15 protein-coding genes are annotated in these 19,018 nt (G+C 74.3%); 6 read left to right on the forward strand and 9 right to left on the reverse strand.

The window, feature by feature from the left end; all coding sequences use genetic code 11:
* Nucleotides 1–4: 4 nt before the first annotated feature.
* From QC029_RS02645 to QC029_RS02660, 4 genes are all read right to left on the reverse strand, one after another.
* A complete protein-coding gene (locus QC029_RS02645) occupies nt 5–799 on the reverse strand; it encodes a Mut7-C RNAse domain-containing protein (protein ID WP_279553663.1) in 795 nt (264 codons plus the stop codon).
* Between the two features lie 108 nt (nt 800–907).
* The gene (locus tag QC029_RS02650; RefSeq protein ID WP_279553664.1) at nt 908–1,786 is read right to left on the reverse strand and encodes a hypothetical protein; all 879 of its coding nucleotides are present in this window, start codon (nt 1,784–1,786) and stop codon (nt 908–910) included.
* Nucleotides 1,787–1,979: 193 nt separating this feature from the next.
* Entirely contained in the window at nt 1,980–3,014 is a 1,035-nt protein-coding gene (locus QC029_RS02655) for a metallophosphoesterase (RefSeq protein WP_279553759.1), read from the reverse strand.
* 199 nt (nt 3,015–3,213) lie between these two features.
* Nucleotides 3,214–4,326 carry a LacI family DNA-binding transcriptional regulator gene (locus QC029_RS02660; protein ID WP_279553665.1) on the reverse strand — a complete coding sequence of 371 codons (1,113 nt, stop codon included), beginning with the start codon at nt 4,324–4,326 and terminating at the stop codon, nt 3,214–3,216.
* Nucleotides 4,327–4,700: 374 nt separating this feature from the next.
* Here QC029_RS02660 and hisC point away from each other — a divergent pair, with 374 nt between their 5' ends.
* The 4 genes from hisC (at nt 4,701) to cydD (ending at nt 12,131) form a co-directional block, all read left to right on the forward strand.
* Complete coding sequence (hisC, locus tag QC029_RS02665) at nt 4,701–5,780, forward strand: histidinol-phosphate transaminase (RefSeq protein ID WP_279553666.1); 1,080 nt, start codon at nt 4,701–4,703, stop codon at nt 5,778–5,780.
* Nucleotides 5,781–5,943: 163 nt separating this feature from the next.
* Complete coding sequence (locus tag QC029_RS02670; RefSeq protein WP_279553667.1) at nt 5,944–7,455, forward strand: cytochrome ubiquinol oxidase subunit I; 1,512 nt, start codon at nt 5,944–5,946, stop codon at nt 7,453–7,455.
* Nucleotides 7,456–7,476: 21 nt separating this feature from the next.
* On the forward strand, nt 7,477–8,556 hold the full coding sequence (gene cydB, locus QC029_RS02675) for a cytochrome d ubiquinol oxidase subunit II (protein WP_279553668.1): 1,080 nt from the start codon (nt 7,477–7,479) through the stop codon (nt 8,554–8,556).
* Complete coding sequence (gene cydD, locus QC029_RS02680; protein ID WP_279553669.1) at nt 8,553–12,131, forward strand: thiol reductant ABC exporter subunit CydD; 3,579 nt, start codon at nt 8,553–8,555, stop codon at nt 12,129–12,131. Before cydB ends, cydD begins: the two co-directional genes overlap by 4 nt.
* A gap of 105 nt (nt 12,132–12,236) precedes the next feature.
* Here cydD and QC029_RS02685 read toward each other — a convergent pair whose 3' ends face one another.
* The 3 genes from QC029_RS02685 to QC029_RS02695 form a co-directional block, all read right to left on the reverse strand.
* A complete protein-coding gene (locus QC029_RS02685; RefSeq protein ID WP_279553760.1) occupies nt 12,237–13,148 on the reverse strand; it encodes an aldo/keto reductase in 912 nt (303 codons plus the stop codon).
* A 151-nt stretch (nt 13,149–13,299) separates the two neighbouring features.
* Nucleotides 13,300–14,160 (reverse strand): HAD family hydrolase, encoded by an 861-nt coding sequence (locus QC029_RS02690; protein WP_279553670.1) that lies wholly within the window; start codon nt 14,158–14,160, stop codon nt 13,300–13,302.
* Nucleotides 14,161–14,386: 226 nt separating this feature from the next.
* Nucleotides 14,387–15,304 carry an LLM class flavin-dependent oxidoreductase gene (locus QC029_RS02695; RefSeq protein ID WP_279553671.1) on the reverse strand — a complete coding sequence of 306 codons (918 nt, stop codon included), beginning with the start codon at nt 15,302–15,304 and terminating at the stop codon, nt 14,387–14,389.
* Between the two features lie 295 nt (nt 15,305–15,599).
* On the opposite strand from QC029_RS02695, the gene QC029_RS02700 reads away from it, so the two are divergent.
* The gene (locus QC029_RS02700) at nt 15,600–15,848 is read left to right on the forward strand and encodes a type II toxin-antitoxin system CcdA family antitoxin (protein ID WP_279553672.1); all 249 of its coding nucleotides are present in this window, start codon (nt 15,600–15,602) and stop codon (nt 15,846–15,848) included.
* Nucleotides 15,845–16,246, forward strand: coding sequence for a DNA-binding protein (locus QC029_RS02705; RefSeq protein WP_279553673.1), 402 nt, complete (start codon nt 15,845–15,847; stop codon nt 16,244–16,246). The genes QC029_RS02700 and QC029_RS02705 overlap by 4 nt, the downstream gene beginning before the upstream one ends.
* 105 nt (nt 16,247–16,351) lie before the next feature.
* Here QC029_RS02705 and QC029_RS02710 read toward each other — a convergent pair whose 3' ends face one another.
* Nucleotides 16,352–16,900 (reverse strand): RNA 2'-phosphotransferase, encoded by a 549-nt coding sequence (locus tag QC029_RS02710; RefSeq protein ID WP_279553674.1) that lies wholly within the window; start codon nt 16,898–16,900, stop codon nt 16,352–16,354.
* A 107-nt stretch (nt 16,901–17,007) separates the two neighbouring features.
* A complete protein-coding gene (locus tag QC029_RS02715) occupies nt 17,008–18,846 on the reverse strand; it encodes an SDR family oxidoreductase (RefSeq protein ID WP_279553675.1) in 1,839 nt (612 codons plus the stop codon).
* Nucleotides 18,847–19,018: the final 172 nt, after the last annotated feature.

The raw sequence follows: 19,018 nt of genomic DNA on the forward strand, positions 1-19,018 counted from the left end.
GCGCCTACGGCGTGCCGGACTCCCGCTCGCCCGCCGTCCCGGCGACCTCCGCCACCAGCGCCTCCAGCCGGTCGCCGTGCGCCCCGCGCCAGTAGACGCGTCCGCAGTCGCGGCAGCGGGCGAAGGTGTCGTAGGTGCGGCGGGTGCCGGGGCGGAGCAGGTGCTCGACCTCGGCCTTGGGCGCGTCGGCGAGCGGCCCGTTGCACGCCGTGCACCGCGTCCACGGCGCCATCGGCAGGTCGAACCGGTCCAGGACGTCGGCGAGCTGGTCGTCCGGGCGCGAGCCGTGCACGTAGGCACCCATCCACAGCTGACGCCGCATCAGCAGCCCGCGGTCCTGGGTCAGCAGGACGCGCCGCTCGGCGTTGGCCTGCTCGACCAGGGTGGGATCGTCCATGTCGTTGTGGTACGCGGTGTCCGCGCCCGCCACCAGCCGCAGCCGCCGGGCCAGCGTGCCCAGGTGGACGTCCAGCAGGAAGCGCGGCGGTCCGTCCGGCACCCGCTGCGGGCGTACGACGGGCTCGACCCGGACCGTCTCGCCCGCTCCGGGGCGGTACGAGGGCTCCACCCGCCGTCCGTCCCCGCTCCCGTCCTCCAGGACGAGCGCGCCCACCTCCGTCAGCGGGACGCCCGCGGACTGCACGAGGTGGACGAGGGAGGAGGTGCCGTCGTGGGGCGCGGGGAGGAGTTCGGCGCCGCGGTGGCGCGAGGGCAGGAAGATCCGCAGCTCGGGGGAGATCCGCAGGAACAGTTCGCGGGGCGCCCGGGGGTCGCCGGTGGTCTGTGGTCGGTCGGTCACCCTCCCCAGGATGCCAGCAGGCCCTCGCCGGTCCCACCGCTTTGCGGGCCCGGCGGGGAGCCCGGACGGACGCCGGCCCGGCGCTCGGTCCTGTGCTCGGTCCGGTGCTCAGTCCGGGACGTGCTCGGGGCCCCCGAAATCGGGGCTGGTGAAGTCCGGGCTGGTGTAGCGGGGCCCGGCGCCCGCATCGCGGGACGACCCCGCGGCCGGGCTGGAGAAGCCCGGGTGGGTGTAGCCCAGTCTGGGGTGGCGGCTCTCCCCCGGGGCCTTCGCCGCCCCCGGCGTCCCGGAGGTCTCCAGGGCGCCCGGTGACGCCGTCGGGACCACCGGCCCCCCGCCGGGCTCGGCCAGCGCCTCGCGCAGGAAGGGCAGCACCCCGCGCTCCAGCAGCGCCGTGCGCCAGGCCGCGCGCGCCCGCGCCACCTCGTCGGCGAGCGCCCCCTGCCCGCTGGGCCCGCCCGCCCGGATCGCGCCGGCGCCGTGGCGCAGCGCGGTGACCAGCAGCCCGACGGACGCGGCCAGCAGCGAGGCGGCGGTCAGCGCGGCGAAGGCCCAGCCCGCGCCGCGCATCGGCGCGGCGATGGACGGCTCGGGGGTCATCACGCGCAGGACGTGGCCGACCAGGAGGAAGATCACCGCCGCGGTGCCGGCCAGCACGGGAGCCAGGACGGAGACCATCGCGAACAGGCCGGCCCCGCCGGAGCCGGACTGCCCGGGGCCGCCGGCCGCGCCCTGCGCCGAGGGCGCGTGGTCGGGGTGGCGCAGCTCGTCGCGGAGCGACACGAAGTGGTCGTACTCCGCGGCCGCGCAGGCGGCGATCGCCGCGGCGGCGCCGATCGCCATGGCGCGCAGCTGCTCGGTGGTCAGCCGCTGCCCCACGGCGGCCGTTTCGGGGCGGTCGCGTGCGGTGCGCAGTGCCTCGTCGAGGACCCTCTCGAACTCGGGGCGGTCCTCGAGGCGGAGGTGCGGAGCGGTGTTCATGTGCATCCCCCGGTGCTCCGTAAGGCCGCGGGGGCCGGAAACGGAGGAGAGCTCGCTTGGGACAGGGACCCGATGGTAGAGCGGTTCCTTCCGGCGGTGACAGGGTGTTTCCGGAAAATACGCACCACCTCGCGCGGGTGTTCACCTCCGCAACCACCCGCACGGGGGAGGATCAAGCGGACACCGGGGGAGACAACACTCAGGCGGGCAGGGGGAGTTGGGACACCAGTAGCTTTCCGGCCATGGTCACCCCGCCGTCCATGGCGACCGCGAGCGAGTCGGCGTAGACGTGCGGTCCGTGCACCTGCGGCGCGCCGTCCCCGCCGTCCTCGGAGCCGACCTCGCCCAGCAGGTACGGGATCGGGCTGTGGCCGTGGACGATCCGCCGCCCGCCGTAGGTGCCCAGCAGCTCGCGCGCCGCCGTCGCGCCGGCCTCGTCGCGGAAGGCGAAGCGCTTGGTGAACTTGCGGAACAGGTCCCAGGTCTCGTCGGCGTCGTGGTGGGTGAGGGCCTCGGTGATCGCGTCGTTGACGTCGGTGATGGTGTCGCCGTACTCCAGGTAGGCGGTGGTGTCGGAGTGCACCAGCAGGTGGTCGTCGGCCAGGGCCATGGCGTCCAGCCGGGACATCCACTGGACGTGGTGCTCCTGGAGCCGCTCCATGTCGGAGCGCTGCCCGCCGTTGAGCAGCCAGGCCGCCTGGAAGGAGGCGGTGCCCGCGCCGGAGCCGACGGGCGTGTCGCCGAAGCGCTTGGCGCCGATCAGCAGCAGCTCGTGGTTGCCCATCAGCGCCTTGCAGTAGCCGCCGGCGGCGGCGGCCTCGGCGGAGAGCTGCATCACCAGGTCGATGACGCCGACGCCGTCCGGACCGCGGTCGGTGAAGTCGCCCAGGAACCACAGCCGGGCGTTGCCCGCGACCCAGTGGTCCCCGGCGTCGATGAGCCCCTGGTCCAGCAGGGCCGCGCGCAGCTCGTCCAGATAGCCGTGGACGTCGCCGACGACGTACAGCGGGCCCTGCTCGCCGCCGCCCGCGGCGACGGGCGAGGGGGTGTCGACGAGCGTGGGGGTGGGGGCCGGCGCGGCGCCGGCGCCGATGACGGGCAGGTCGCGCCGGGTGGGGGTGTACCCCTCCGGGCGCGGGTCGGCGGCGCCCGGCGCGCCTGGGTCCGTCACGCCCGCGCCGTGCCACATGTCGGACCCCCGACCGGCCCCCTGAGTCATCGACCCCTCCACCATCGCGCGCGCCTGCACCTGCCGACCCTCTCTCCGCCTCCCGCGGGGTTGCCCCGTGTCGAAGGCCGGTCCCGGTGTCGTGCGCCCATCATAGGAACGCAGGTCGCGCCTTGTGACGCACCCGGGGGACGGCAATTCGGGCCGCGGTCGCGCGCAGGCCGGACCGGGCGCCGGTTTGCCCCGGAACGACCGGGTCGCGCGCTCAACCGCGCTGTTCGGGGGAGCGGGGCGCGCTCACCGTCGTCCGCGGCCGGCGGCGCTGCGAGGACGTGCGGACGATCAGGTCGGTGGGCATGATCCGCTGGACGGGACGGCCGCCGCCGGTGCCCTCGATGGCGTCGATCAGCAGCTGGACGACGGTGGTGCCGATGCGCCCCGGCTTCAGCGACAGGGTGGTGATGGGCGGCTCGGTGCCGGCGTAGACGGCGGACTCGCTGCAGCACACCAGCAGCAGGTCGTCGGGGACGCGCAATCCGTAGCGGCGGGCGGCGGCGAGCAGGTCGGTGCCGTTGGGGTCGAACAGGCCGTACACGGCGTCGGGGCGGTCGGGCCGGGCCAGCAGCCGGTCGGCGGCGACGGCGCCCGCGCAGGGGTCGTGGGCGGGGTAGGCCTCGTACACCGGGTCCTGGCCGCTGCGCTCGCACCACCGGAGGTAGGCCTTGGTGGACAGCCGGGTGTACGTGTCGGTGCTGGTGCCGGTGAGCAGGCCGATGCGGCGGGCGCCGGCGGCGGCGAGGTGGTCGAGCAGGCCGGTGACCGCGGCCTCGTGGTCGTTGTCGACCCAGGCGGTGACGGGCAGGTCGCCGCAGGGGCGGCCGTCGGAGACCACGGGGATGCCCTGGCGCACCAGCTCGGTGACGACGGGGTCGCGGTCGGAGGGGTCGATGACGACGGTGCCGTCGAGGGCGACGTTGGACCAGACGTCGTAGGGGCTCTGCCGGGTGCTGCCGGGGAGGATCACCAGGGCGTAGCCGCGTGCCAGGGCGGCGGAGGAGGCGGCGCGGGCCATCTCGGCGAAGTAGGCGAACTCGGTGAAGGTGAAGGGCTCCTCGCCGTAGGTGGTGACCGTCAGCCCGATCAGCCCCGACTTGCCGGTGCGGAGCGTGCGGGCCGCCGCGGAGGGGCGGTAGCCGAGCCGGTCGGCGACCTCGCGGACATGGCGTCGGGTGGCGTCGGGCAGGCGGCCCTTGCCGTTGAGCGCGTCGGAGACGGTCGTGATCGAGACGCCGGCCGCCGCGGCCACGTCCCGGATGCCCGCCCGCCCCAGCCGGCGGCCGTGAGCCCGGCTCACCTGGTGCTTCCCTGCTGCTGTCATGGCGTGCTGATAGTAGGGCTGTGCCACACCGTTTGCAGGGGTGTACAGAAAGGGGCATGCAGAGACGATTCTGCAAGCCGATTCAGTGGTAACGACCATGGAAGAAGCGGCAGTTGAAGGTCTGGTCCATCGTTTCTGCGGTTGTTTCCCCGCTTGCTCCCGCAGAAGGGCCGATGTCTCAAAGCTGTCTCAACTCACCTCCACGGGTGATGCGCGCCACGGCGCGCGCTACAGGCGCGTGCTTATGTGAATGCGCCCTCATGCTCAGCCCCTACGCCGCGCCCCGGAATCCTTCTAAGGTGTGCAGCATTGGTGGTACGAGCGGCGGCACGGCCGCTCCACGACTGGCCCCGGAGGGGCGAGGAGGACCTGGCATGACGGAGATGGCCCCGAAGCTGCGCGCGGTGCTGGACGGGATCCCCACCTACAAGCCCGGCCGTCCGGCGGCCGCCGGCGGTCCCGCGGCGTACAAGCTGTCCTCCAACGAGAACCCCTACCCGCCGCTGCCCGGGGTCCTGGAGGCCGCCACCGCCGCCGCCGGCTCCTTCCACCGCTACCCGGACATGGCCTGCGGCCTCCTGCTGTCGGAGCTCTCGCGCCGCTTCGAGGTGCCCGTGGCCCACCTGGCGACCGGCACCGGCTCCGTCGGCGTCGCCCAGCAGCTCCTCCAGGCCACCGCGGGCCCCGGCGACGAGGTGGTCTACGCCTGGCGGTCCTTCGAGGCGTACCCGATCATCACCCAGATCTCCGGCGCGACCTCCGTCCGGGTGCCGCTGACCGGCGACGAGAGGCACGACCTGGACGCGATGGCCGGCGCCGTCACCGAGCGCACCCGCCTGGTCTTCGTCTGCAACCCCAACAACCCCACCGGCACCGCCGTCCGCCGCGCCGAACTGGAGCGCTTCCTGGACCGCGTCCCCCGCGACGTGCTGATCGTGCTGGACGAGGCGTACCGCGAGTTCGTGCGCGACGAGGAGATCCCCGACGGGATGGAGCTGTACCGCGACCGCCCGAACGTCTGCGTGCTGCGCACCTTCTCCAAGGCGTACGGCCTGGCCGGGCTGCGGGTCGGCTTCGCCGTCGCGCACGAGCCGGTGGCCGCGGCGCTGCGCAAGACGGCCGTGCCGTTCGGTGTGAGCCAGATCGCGCAGGACGCGGCGATCGCCTCGCTGCGCAGCGAGGCCGAGCTCCTGGAGCGCGTGGACTCCCTGGTCGCCGAGCGCGGGCGGGTGGTGCGCGAGCTGACCGCCCAGGGCTGGACGGTCCCCGAGACGCAGGCGAACTTCGTCTGGCTGCGGCTGGGGGAGCGCACGGACGACTTCGCCGCGGCCTGCGAGGCGGCGGGCGTGACGGTGCGGCCGTTCGCGGGCGAGGGGGTCCGCGTCACGGTCGGCGAGCCGGCGGCCAACGACCTCTTCCTCAAGGCCGCGCAGACCTTCCGCAGGGACCTGTAGGTCCCGCCCGTTCCGGGACGAAGGTCCTGCCGGAAGGGACGTTCCTTCCCTCACACCCCCCGGTGTGAGGGAAGGAAAATCAGTGCGTCATACTTCTTGTGAATGTGAACGCATTCACGAGCGCGTGTGCTACGTCACACCATGTCCACTTTTGGAGAGTGCCGTGGACCTAGCTCTGGCCCCGGAGACCCTGGCTCGGTGGCAGTTCGGCATCACGACCGTCTACCACTTCCTCTTCGTCCCCCTGACCATCTCGCTCGCCGCCCTCACCGCCGGCCTCCAGACCGCCTGGGTGCGCACCGGCCGCGAGGTCTACCTCAGGGCGACGAAGTTCTGGGGCAAGCTCTTCCTGATCAACATCGCGATGGGCGTCGTCACCGGCATCGTGCAGGAGTTCCAGTTCGGCATGAACTGGTCCGACTACTCACGCTTCGTCGGCGACGTCTTCGGCGCCCCCCTCGCCTTCGAGGCGCTCATCGCGTTCTTCTTCGAGTCCACCTTCATCGGCCTGTGGATCTTCGGCTGGGACAAGCTGCCCAAGAGGATCCACCTGGCCACCATCTGGATGGTCTCGATCGGCACGGTCCTGTCCGCGTACTTCATCCTGGCGGCCAACTCCTGGATGCAGCACCCGGTCGGCTACCGCGTCAACCCCGACAGCGGGCGCGCCGAACTCACCGACTTCCTCGCGGTGCTCACCCAGAACACCGCCGTGGCGCAGTTCTTCCACACCATGACGGCCGCCTTCCTCACCGGCGGCGCCTTCATGGCGGGCATCGCCGCGTACCACCTGATGCGCCGCCGCCACGTCCCCGTGATGCGCACCTCGCTCCGCCTCGGCCTGGTCACCCTGGTCGCCGCCGGAGCGCTCACCGCCGTCAGCGGCGACCACCTCGGCAAGATCATGTACGAGCAGCAGCCGATGAAGATGGCCGCCGCCGAGGCGCTGTGGGAGACCGAGGCGCCCGCCCCGTTCTCCGTCTTCGCCTACGGGGACGTGGACGAGGGGCACAACAAGGTCGCCGTCGAGATCCCCGGCCTGCTCTCCTTCCTCGCCCACAGCGACCTCTCCAGCCCCGTCCCCGGCATCAACGACACCAACGAGGCGCTCCAGGAGAAGTACGGCCCCGGCGACTACAAGCCGAACATCCCCGTCGCCTACTGGGGCTTCCGCTGGATGATCGGCTTCGGCATGGCCTCCACCGCCCTCGGCGCCCTCGGCCTGTGGCTCACCCGCCGCCGCTTCTGGCTCGCCGAGCGCCACCGCACCACCGCGACCGAGGTGCCCAGGCTCGCCCTCACCCGCGACCGGCTCCTCGGCCCGGCCCTCACCCGCCGCTACTGGCAGCTGGCCTTCCTCGCCCTCGGCTTCCCGTTCATCGCCAACGCCTGGGGGTGGATCTTCACCGAGATGGGCCGCCAGCCCTGGGCCGTCTACGGGCTGCTGCGCACCTCCTCCGCCGTCTCCCCCGGCGTCTCCCAGTTCGAGGTGCTGGTCTCGATGACCGTCTTCACCCTCCTGTACGCCGTCCTCGCCGTCATCGAGGTCAGGCTCCTGGCCAAGTACGTCAAGGCCGGGCCGCCCGAGCTCACCGAGGCCGACCTCAACCCGCCCACCCGGATCGGCGGTCACGACAAGGACGACGCCGACCGGCCCATGGCCTTCTCCTACTAGGTCCTACCGAGGTTTCCCGCGATGGAACTCCACGACGTCTGGTTCGTCCTGATCGCCGTCCTGTGGACCGGCTACTTCTTCCTGGAGGGCTTCGACTTCGGAGTCGGCGTCCTCACCAAGGCGCTGGCCCGCGACCGCCGCGAGCGCCGCGTGCTGATCAACACCATCGGGCCGGTCTGGGACGGCAACGAGGTCTGGCTGCTGACGGCCGGCGGCGCGACCTTCGCCGCCTTCCCCGACTGGTACGCCACCCTCTTCTCCGGCTTCTACCTGCCCCTGCTCCTCATCCTCGTCTGCCTGATCGTCCGGGGGGTCGCCTTCGAGTACCGCGCCAAGCGGCCCGAGGAGGCATGGCAGACCAACTGGGAGCGCGCCATCTTCTGGACCTCCCTGCTCCCGGCCTTCCTGTGGGGCGTGGCCTTCGCCAACATCGTCCGGGGCGTCGCCATCAACGCGGACAAGGAGTACACCGGCGGAGTCCTCGACCTCCTGGGCCCCTACGCGCTCCTCGGCGGCCTGACGACCCTCGCCCTGTTCACCTTCCACGGCGCGGTCTTCACGGCGCTGAAGACCGTCGGCGACATCCGCATCCGCGCCCGCGCCCTCGCCGTGCGGCTCGGCCTGGCCACCGCCGTCCTCGCGGTCGCCTTCCTCGGCTGGACCCAGCTCGACCGCGGCGGCGCGGCCACCCTCGTCACCCTGGCGGTCGCGGCGGCCGCCCTGCTCGCGGCCGTCCGCGCGATCGCCGCCGGACGCGAGGGCTGGTCCTTCACCCTCTCCGGCGTCACCATCGTGGCGGCCGTCGCCACCCTGTTCCTCGCGCTCTACCCGAACGTCATGCCCTCCACGCTCGACCCCGCCTGGAGCCTGACGGTCACCAACGCCTCCTCCACCCCCTACACCCTGACGATCATGACCTGGCTGGCCGCCCTGGCCACTCCGCTCGTGCTGCTCTACCAGGGCTGGACATACTGGGTCTTCCGCAAGCGCATCGGCACCCAGCACATCGCTGACACAGCCGACGCCGCAGCCGACACAGCCGACGCCGCAGCTGACGCCGACACAGCAGCCGACGCCCACCAGGAACCCACTCGCACATGAAGCCCGTAGACCCCCGCCTGCTCCGGTACGCCCGCACCACCCGCGTCTTCCTCGCGGCCGCCGTGGTGCTGGGCCTGGCCGGAGCGGGCCTGGTCATCGCCCAGGCCGTGCTCATCGCCGAGATCGTCGTGCGGGCCTTCCAGCAGGACACGCCCCCCGCCGACCTCGCGACCCCCCTGCTGCTCCTCGCGGCCGTCGCCCTCGGCCGCGCCCTGGTCTCCTGGCTCACCGAGCTGGCCGCCCACCGCTCCTCCGCCGCGGTCAAGTCCGAACTCCGCCTGCGCCTCCTCGCCCGCGCCACCGCCCTCGGCCCGTCCTGGCTGAGCGGCAGGCACACCGGCGAACTGGCCAACCTCGCCACCCGCGGCATCGACGCGCTCGACGACTACTTCGCGCGCTACCTGCCCCAGCTCGCCCTGGCCGTGGTCGTCCCCGCGGCCCTGATCGCGCGCATCCTCACCGACGACTGGATCTCGGCGGCGACCATCGCCGTCACCCTCCCCCTGATCCCGGTCTTCATGATCCTGATCGGCTGGGCGACCCAGGCCCGCACGGACCGCCAGTGGCGCCTGCTGTCCCGTCTCTCCGGCCACTTCCTCGACGTCGTCGCGGGCCTGCCCACGCTCAAGGTCTTCGGCCGCGCCAAGGCCCAGGCCGAGAACATCCGCGCCATCACCGACGACTACCGCCGCGCCACCCTGCGCACCCTGCGGATCGCGTTCCTCTCCTCCTTCGTCCTCGAACTGCTCTCGACGATCTCCGTCGCCCTCGTCGCGGTCGGCATCGGCATGCGCCTGGTCCACGGCGAACTCGACCTCCACACCGGCCTGGTCGTGCTGATCCTCGCCCCCGAGGCGTACCTCCCCCTGCGCCAGGTCGGCGTCCACTACCACGCCGCCGCCGAGGGCCTGTCCGCCGCCGAAGAGGTCTTCGAGGTCCTGGAGACCGACCCCGCCCCCGCCGGCACCGACCCCGCCCCCGACGCCCGTACCGCCACCATCGCCCTCGACGGCCTCACCGTCCGCCACGAGGGCCGCACCGCCGACTCGCTGCCCCCCACCACCCTCACCGTCGGACCCGGCGAGACCGTCGCCGTCACCGGCCCCTCCGGCGCCGGGAAGACGACGCTCCTGAGCGTCCTCCTCGGCTTCACCGCCCCCACCGCCGGGCGCGTCACCGTCGACGGCCGGGACCTGGGCACCCTCGACCCGGCCGGCTGGCGCTCCCAGATCGCCTGGGTCCCCCAGCACCCCCACCTCTTCGCCGGAACGATCGCCGACAACGTCCGCCTGGCCCGCCCCGACGCCACCGACGCCGAAGTGGCCGCCGCCCTCCGCGACGCGGGCGCCCCCGACCTCCCCCTCACCGCGCCCCTCGGCGAGAACGGCGCCGGACTCTCCGCCGGCCAGCGCCAGCGCGTCGCCCTGGCCCGCGCCTTCCTCGCCGACCGCCCCCTGCTCCTCCTCGACGAGCCCACCGCCGCCCTCGACGGCGCCACCGAGGAGACCGTCGTCGACGCCGTGCGCCGCCTCGCCCGCGACCGCACGGTGATCCTGATCGTCCACCGCCCCGCGCTCCTGGCGGTCGCCGACCGCGTCGTCCGCCTGGGCCCGGCCGGCAGCGCACCGCGGGGGCGCCCGGCGCCCATCGCCGTCAACGCAGCCGTCAACCCAGCCGTCCCCACAGCCGTCAACGCACCGGAGGGGACACCGGAGAGGGAGGGGAGCGACGGCCGCACCGGACCGGCTCCGGCGCCCGGCGGCCCCGTACCCGTACCCGTACCCGCACCCGCACCCGCCGCCCCCGGCGGGTCCGCCTCCCACCCCCTCACCCGCGTACGCCGCGTCGCGTCCCCCCTCCGCGGCCGCTTGGCGCTCGCCCTGCTGCTCGGCGCCCTCGCCCTCCTCAGCGCCGTCGGACTGATGGCCACCTCCGGCTGGCTGATCTCCCGCGCCTCCCAGCAGCCCCCCGTCCTGTACCTGATGATCGCCGTCACCGCGACCCGCGCCTTCGGCATCGGCCGCGCCGTCTTCCGCTACGCCGAGCGCCTCGTCTCCCACGACGCCGTCTTCCGCGTCCTGGCCGACCTGCGCGTCACCGTCTACCGCCGGCTGGAGCGCCTCGCCCCCGCCGGGCTGCGCCACACCCGGCGCGGCGACCTGCTCGCCCGGCTCGTCGCCGACGTCGACACCCTCCAGGACTACTTCCTGCGCTGGCTGCTCCCCGCCGCCGTCGCCGCCACCGTCTCCCTCTCGGCCACCGTCTTCACCGCGTGGCTCCTCCCCGAAGCGGGAGCGGCCCTCGCCGTCGGCCTCCTGACCGCCGGCGTCGCCGTCCCCGCGCTCGCCGCCGCCGTCTCCCGCCGCACCGAGCGCCGCCTCGCGCCCGCCCGCGGCGAGCTGACCACCCGCACCGTCGACCTGCTCACCGGCACCGCCGAGCTGACCGTCGCCGGAGCGCTGCCCCGCCGCGCCGAGGCCGTACGCGACGCCGACGCCACCCTGACCCGCCTCGCCGCCCGCAGCTCCGCCGTCGCCGCGCTCGGCGGCGGGCTGTCCGCGCTCGCCGCCGGGCTCACCGTCACCGCCGCCGCCTGGTTCGGCGCCGCCGCCGTCCACGACGGACGGCTGGACGGCCTCCTCATGGCGGTGGTCGTCCTCACCCCGCTCGCCTCCTTCGAGGCGGTCTCCGGGATGCCGCTCGCCGCCCAGCACCGGCAGCGCACCCGCCGCTCGGCCGAACGCGTCCACGAGGTGGTCGACGCCCCCGCCCCCGTCCGCGAGCCCGAGGACCCCGCCCCGGCGCCCGCCGTCCCGTTCCCCCTCGCCCTCACCGGCCTCACCGCCCGCCACCCGGGCCAGGACCGTCCCGCCCTCGACGGGGTGGACCTGCTCCTGACCCCCGGCCGGCGCGTCGCGGTCGTCGGCCCCTCCGGCTCGGGCAAGACCACCCTGGCCCACGTCCTGCTGCGCTTCCTCGACCCGGAGTCCGGCGGCTACCGCCTCGGCCCCGACGCGTCCGACGCCACCGCCCTCGACCCCGACGCCGTGCGCCGCCTCGTCGGCCTGTGCGCCCAGGACGCGCACATCTTCGACAGCTCCCTGCGCGAGAACCTCCGCCTCGCCAGGCCCTCCGCCACCGACGACGACCTCCGCGCCGCCCTGGCCGCCGCCCGCCTCGACTCCTGGGTCGGAGAGCTCCCCGACGGCCTGGACACCCTCGTCGGGGAGTTCGGCGCCCGGCTCTCCGGCGGCCAGCGCCAGCGTCTGGCACTGGCCCGCGCGCTGCTGGCCGACTTCCCCGTCCTCGTCCTGGACGAGCCCGCCGAGCACCTCGACCTGGCCACCGCCGACGCGCTGACCGCCGACCTGCTGGCCGCCACCGAGGGCCGCACCACCGTGCTCATCACCCACCGGCTGGCCGGGCTGGAGGCGGTGAACGAGGTGGTCGTCCTCGACGGCGGCCGCACCGTCCAGCGCGGTCCGTACGGGGAGCTGGCCGCGGCGGACGGTCCCTTCCGGCGGATGCTGGCCCGGGAGCGGGCCACCGAGGAACTGGTCACGGCCCGGGGCTGACGGGGGCGCCGGCCCCCGTCCCCGGACCCGGCTTCCCCTCCCCTCGCCCGGCCCGGCCCGGCCCGTCCCGTTCCCACCCGCCCGCTCCCGGAGCCGGGACCGCCCTCAGGCCGCCTCGTCCAGCCGTCGCCGCTGCCCCTCGTCCAGCCGCAGCTCCATCGCGTCGAACGCCTCGTCGAGCTGCTCGGTCCGGCTCACCCCGACGATCGGCACGACGGCCGGGTCCCCGCCGGTCAGCCACGCCAGGACCACCTGGTTCGCGGTGGCCCCGGTCTCGGCGGCCACCTCGCCGAGCACGGCCAGGCGCCGCGCCGTGCCGGGGTGGTCGTAGTGCTCGGGCAGCGGGCGGTCGGGGCGGGTGTAGGAGCCCCACAGCAGTGAGGAGTAGGCCCACAGGTCCATGTCCGGCTCGCTGCGCACGTAGTCGAGCGACTCGGCGGTCGCGAGCAGGTGCCCGCTCTCGGGGAGGACGACCCCCGGGCGCGGCTGGACGTAGGAGTGCCGCAGCTGGAGGGCGGTCCAGCCCGTCACCCCCGCCCCGCGGGCGATCGCGCGGCCGCGCTCCACGCGCCAGGCGGCGTGGTTGGACGCGCCGAGCCGGCGGGCGAGCCCGTCCGAGACCACCTCGCCGAAGGCGGCGACGGTCTCCTCCAGGGGCACGTCGCGGTCCTCCGCGTGCGCCCAGTACAGGTCCACCCACTCCGTGCGCAGCCGCTTCAGGCTCTCCCGCACGGCCGAGCGCACCACGGGCGCCGACAGCCCCTCGGCGGACTCCGGCCACTTCCCCGGCACGGTCGGCTGCTGGCGCACCTTGGTGCTGATCAGCACCCGGTCGCGTACGCCGGGCCGGGCGGCCAGCCACTCGCCGATCACGGTCTCGCTCTGCCCGCCGACGCCGGAGGGGTCGATCCAGAAGCTGTAGCAGTTGGCGGTGTCGATCCACCGCCCTCCCCGCTCGACGAAGCGGTCGAGCAGCGCCATCGACGTCCCGCGGTCCAGCCGGGTGCCGAAGTCCATGGCGCCCAGGGCGAAATACGGTGTGCTCACCGGTGGTCCTCTCGCTCGTGCGGCGTGTCCGCCGCGTTCGGAGGCACCCATGCTGCTGTTTGGAGGGCACTCCAACACAAGCACCGCAGCCGAAACGTTCCCTCCCGCTCGCCCGCGGACGTCAGACGGCCGGTGGCAGCTCCAGCAGCCGCTCGATGACGGCGGCCACGCCGTCCTCCTCGTTGGCGGACGTGCGGTGCGTGGTCGCGGCCAGCACCGCCGGGTGCGCGTTGGCCATGGCGTAGGAGGTCCCGGCCCAGGACAGCATCTCCAGGTCGTTGGGCATGTCGCCGAAGGCGACGACCTCCCCGGCCGCCACACCGCGCTGCGCGCAGCACCGGGCCAGGGTGCTGGCCTTGCTGACGCCGGGGCCGCTGATCTCCAGCAGCGCGCTCGGGCTGGACCGCGTGAACTCCGCGTGGTGGCCCGCGACGGCGCGGGCCATGCCCAGGAACTCGTCCGGCACCAGCTCGGTGTGGTGGGCGAGGAGCTTGAGCACCGGCTGGTCGGCGAACTCGGTGTCGTCCGACAGCAGCTTCTCGACCGGGGCGACCAGCGCGCCGGGGTCGAGGTGGAACTGCGGGTACTGGGGCTCGTAGTGGATGCCGCCGGTCCGCTCGACGGCGAAGCTCACGTCCGGGGCGGCCGTCCGCAGTTCCTCCACTACGGTCAGCGCGGTGTCGCGCGGCAGTTCGCGCACCTGTACGACCTGCCGCCCGCGGTGCAGGTCGACGACGGCCGCGCCGTTGGCGCAGATCGCCAGGCCGTGCCCGTGCACGTGGTCGCTGACCACGCCCATCCAGCGGGCCGGCCGCCCGGTGACGAAGAAGACCTCGATCCCGGCCTCCTCGGCGGCGGCGAGCGCCGCGACCGTGCGGTCGGAGACGGATTTGTCATCGCGCAGCAGCGTGCCGTCCAGATCGGTGGCGATGAGGCGCGGGCGCGTCATGGAGGGCGCAGGAACGTGAGTCACGCTCCCCATAGTCCCGCATATGCCCGCACAGCCGTGCGCTGAGGTGCCCGAATGAGCCACAGCCCGAACGTATCCGAAACCGGATGGACACGGACAGTCAGGAGGGCGGGCCCCTGTCCGTCCGCGTAGGGAAAACGCTACGGGCCTTCCGCGGGCCGCGTCCGGCATGGCGCGAAACGTACGCGGGCTCCGCCGCGCGGTACGGCGGCGCGCACGCGCTCGCGGCCCGGCACCGTCACCCGCGCGGTCGGGCGAGCCGGGCGAGGGCCTCCGTCGCGATCCTCTCGAAGACCGCCTCGTCGGCGGCGAAGACCGAGTCCGGGATCGGGGCGTGGACGGCGATCTCGGCGAAGCCGAGCTCGAAGTGCCGCCCCGCGAAGTCGACGAAGGCCTCCAGGGACTCCAGCGGCTTGTTCGCCTCCGGGGTGAAGCCGGTGAGCAGGATCCTCTCCACCGTGCCGGGGTCCCGGCCGATGTCCTCGCAGGCCCTGTCGAGCCGGTCGATCTGCCCCCGGATCGCCTCCACCGACTCCTCGGGGGTGCCGCTCCCGTACAGCCGCGGGTCGCCGGTGGTCACCCACGCCTGCCCGTACCGGGCCGCCAGCCGCATGCCGCGCGGTCCGGTGGCGGCCACCGCGAAGGGGATTCGGGGCCGCTGGACGCAGCCGGGGATGTTGCGGGCCCCGTTCGCCGTGTAGAAGGCCCCCTCGTGCGTCACGGAGTCCTCGGTCAGCAGCCGGTCGAGCAGCGGCACGAACTCGCCGAAGCGGTCGGCCCGCTCGCGCGGCGTCCACGGCTTCTCGCCGTCCCGCAGCAGGGCGGTCGCGTCGAAGCCCTCGCCGCCCGCGCCGATGCCCAGGGTGACCCGCCCGCCGGAGACGTCGTCCAGCGTCACCAGCTCCTTGGCCAGGGGGACCGGGTGCCGGAAGTTCGGCGAGGTGACGAGGGTGCCCAGGCGCAGGCGGTCCGTGGCGGTGGCGGCGGCGGTCAGGGTGGGCAGCGCGCCGAACCAGGGGCCGTCGCGGAAGGACCGCCAGGACAGGTGGTCGTAGGTGTAGGCGGTGTGGAAGCCGAGTTCCTCGGCGCGTGTCCACTGGTCGCGGCCGCCCTCGTGCCAGCGGCGCACGGGCAGGATCACGGTGCTCAGACGCATGCCCGCGACCCTACCCGCGGCAGGCCGCCCGCTCCCGGCCGGGCCGAGCCGGTCGCCCTGAGGATCGCGACGGCGGAGGGCGCCGGTCGGGCCCCCGGCTGTCCCGGCGGCACGCGTCACCGGCCGGCAGGCCGGGCCGCGCCCCCACGGACGGGGACGGGGCTCCCGGGCCGCAGGCCCTCGTGGACGCCGGGCAGCGGAGGCCGCGACGGCCCGGACCGCGTGACCGCGTCCGCGAGCGTGGGCATCACCAACGGTTGGCCGCAGGGTGCGCATACCGGAGTATGCTCAGGGCATGGCGGACACGACACGCATCACGGTGACACTGCCGACCGACCAGGTCGCCGAACTCAGGAAGCTCACCGACAACGTCTCGGGATATGTCGCCGAGGCGGTGGCACGTCAGCTGCGGCATCAGCTGCTCGGCGCCGATCTGCAGCGTCACCAGGAGGAACACGGGACGTTCACCGAGGAGGAGCTGGCCGAGGCCCGCTCCAGGATCTTCGGCACGGCCGATGCCGGCGGATCGGCGAGCACGGCGTGATCGAGCACGTCGAGACCGTCGTCCTGGACTCCCAGGGGCTCTCCGCCTGGATCGCCCAGGACCGCAAGGTCCTCGCGATGTTCCAGGTGTTCCACACCATGGGGGCCGATCTCGTCATCGGCGCCAACACCATCGTGGAAGTCAGCCATGCGCGGGTGAACATGCCTCGACTGCAGTGGGTACTCTCCCGCGTCAAGGTCGAGCCGGTGACGGAGGGGGCGGCGAAGGCGTCCGCGCAACTGCTCAAGGCCGCGGGTCTGCACGGCCACAAGTACGCGATCGACGCGACCGTCGCCGAGGTGGCGCTGCGTCAGCCGGGCCCGGTGGCCATACTGACGTCCGATGTTGACGACATGGCCCGGTTGTGCGGCGACCACGTCCGCCTCATCGGCGTCTGAACGGGCGGCCGAACTCGCCGGCCGAAGGGATCCGCGCAGGTCAGGCCGCGATGGGTGAACGAGGCCCGACCGAGGTGACGAGGGCGCCCGGTCGCAGGCCCGGCGTCAGCCGGGGAGGCGCAGGTACTCCGGCGGTACGCGCGGCACCAGCCACACCCCGTTGTCGCTGACCCGGAACTCGTACCCGTCCCGGTGCATCGCCCCGGCGTCCACCACCAGCACCACCGGCCTCCCGCGCCGCGCCCCCACGGCGGCGGCCGTCCCGCGGTCGGGCGAGAGGTGGACGTCGTGGCGCGCCATCGCCCGCAGGCCGTCCCGCCGGATGTCCTCCACGTACCGCCCGACCGTGCCGTGGAAGAGGTACGGGGGAGGTTCGGCGGCGGGCAGGTCCAGGTCCACGTCGACGGTGTGGCCCTGGGCGGCCCGGATGCGGTCCCGCCCGGGGTCGAGCGTGAAGCGCCGCTTGTCGTTGGTGGCGACGACCTCCTCCAGCTCCTCGCGGGTGAGGTGGAAGCCGTCGCGTGCCGCGGCGTCCAGCAGCTCCCCGACGCCCACCCAGCCGTGGGCGTCCAGGGTGAGCCCGATCCGCTCGGGGGCGTGCCGCAGATGCCGTGCGAGGTACTTCGAGATCCGCTTGCGGCGCCGGTCGTCCATGTCGGGTCAGGGTGCCCCGGGGCCCGCCGCGGCGCACCTCCTTTTCCACCTCGCACGGTCCCGGAGCCCCTGGATTCCCCGGAGTCCCCGCAGCCCCCGCAGACCGGTCACGCCCGCACGTTGATCCGCGCGAACGCCCGCAGCGCGCTCGGCGCCACCCGGGCCAGCACCAGCCCGCCCCACGCCTCCAGGTTCACCGGCACCACCGCCTTGTTCCGGATCACCGAGCGCAGCACCGCGTCGGCGACCCTCTCCGGGGCGAACCTGCGGATCCGGTAGGCCTGGAGGGCCCGCTTGCGGCGGCGCTCGGCGTCCCGCTCGTCGGTGCCGCGGAAGCGCGTGTCCTCGATGATCGAGGTGCTGACGACGCCGGGGCAGATCGCCGAGACCCCGATGCCCTCGCCGGCCAGGTCCGCGCGCAGCACCTGGCTGAGCATCAGCGCCGCCGCCTTGGAGGTGCAGTACGCGGGCAGGGCCCGGGTGGGCTCGTAGGCGGTGCAGGAGACGACGTTGACGATGTGGCCGCCCTGCCCGCGATCGGCCATCTGCCGCCCGAAGAGGCGGCAGCCGTGGATGACGCCCCACAGGTTGGCGCCCAGGACCGCCTCCCAGTCGTCCGCGGTGTGCTCCAGGAACGGCCCGGCCGCCGCGATTCCGGCGTTGTTGACCAGGACGTCCACCACGCCGTGCTCGGCGGCCACCCTCCGCGCCAGCGCCTCCATCGCCGCCCGGTCGGAGACGTCGGCCGTCTCCGCCCACGCCCCCGGCGCGCCGGCCCGCCGCGCCAGCTCGGCCGTACGGGCCAGGTCCCGCTCCCTGACGTCCACCGCGACGACCCGGGCGCCCGCCCGGGCGAAGGCCAGCGCCGTCTCCCGGCCGATGCCCCGGGCCGCGCCGGTGACCAGCACCAGCTGCCCGCCGAAGCGCTCGGCGTACGCGTCCTCCCGGGCCCGGCGGCGCCGCCCGCCGCGCCGCGCCGCCGGCGGCGCCTCCCCGCCGGGCGTCCTCTCGCACGCCTCGACGAACGAGCCGATCCAGCCGGCCAGCAGGTCGGGCCGGGTGCGCGGCGCCCAGTGGCCCGCCCGCAGGGTGCGGCGCGTCAGCCGGGGCGTCCACCGCTCCGGCTCGTCCCGCAGCGCCCCGGAGAGGAACGGGTCCCCGGTCGGGGTGACGATCTGCACGGGCACGTGGGCGTAGGGGTCCTCGCGCGGCCGGCGCAGCCGGGCCCGTACGTTGTCGCGGTACAGCCACAGGCCGTGCGCGGCGTCGTCGGGCAGCGAGGGGGCGGGGTAGCCGGGGTCCCGGGAGCCGGACGCCCTCTCCATGCGCCGCAGCAGGGCCGGCCAGGCCTTCCCCAGCGGCCCGCGCCAGGCCAGCTCCGGCACGGCGGGCACGTGCATCGCGTACACGTAACCGGACCGGACGCCCTGCCCCAGCGCCTGGGCGACGCGGCGCGGCGTCGGCCGGGTCAGCCGCCGGCGGAACCAGTGGCCCAGGTGGTCCAGGGACGGCCCGGACATCGAGGTGAAGGACGCGATCCGGCCCCGGGTGCGCCCGGCCGTGGCGAACTCCCAGCCCTGCACCGATCCCCAGTCGTGCCCGACCAGGTGCACCGGGGCGTCCGGGCTGACAGCGTCCGCGACCGCCAGGAAGTCGTCGGTCAGCCGCTCCAGCGTGAAACCGCCGCGCAGCGGCTCCGGCGCCGTGGAACCCCCGCAGCCGCGCACGTCGTACAGCACCACGTGGAAGCGGTCCGCCAGCCGCGCGGCCACCCGCGACCAGACCTCCTTGGAGTCCGGGTAGCCGTGCAGCAGGACCACCGTCGGACGGCGGTTCCCGTCCCCGTCCACCGCGCCGCCCAGCTCGGCGACGCACAGCTCGACGCCGTCCGCGCCGGTGACCCGGCGCTCCCGCGCGCCTCCGAGACCGCCCGCTCCCGTCTCCATGCGTGCCCTTCCTCCCACCGCGCCCGACGCTCGGTCCGACGATCTGCCCAACGCTCGGTCCGACGATCTGCCCGACACTCCTGGACTCCGGGTAGCCGCTCCCGGCCGCGTGACACCGGACGCGGGTGGACCGGCACCATCGGAGGAGCACCCCTAAGGGCATGTACACCTC

Source organism: Streptomyces sp. DH37 (genome assembly GCF_029813835.1).
GTDB lineage: Bacteria > Actinomycetota > Actinomycetes > Streptomycetales > Streptomycetaceae > Streptomyces.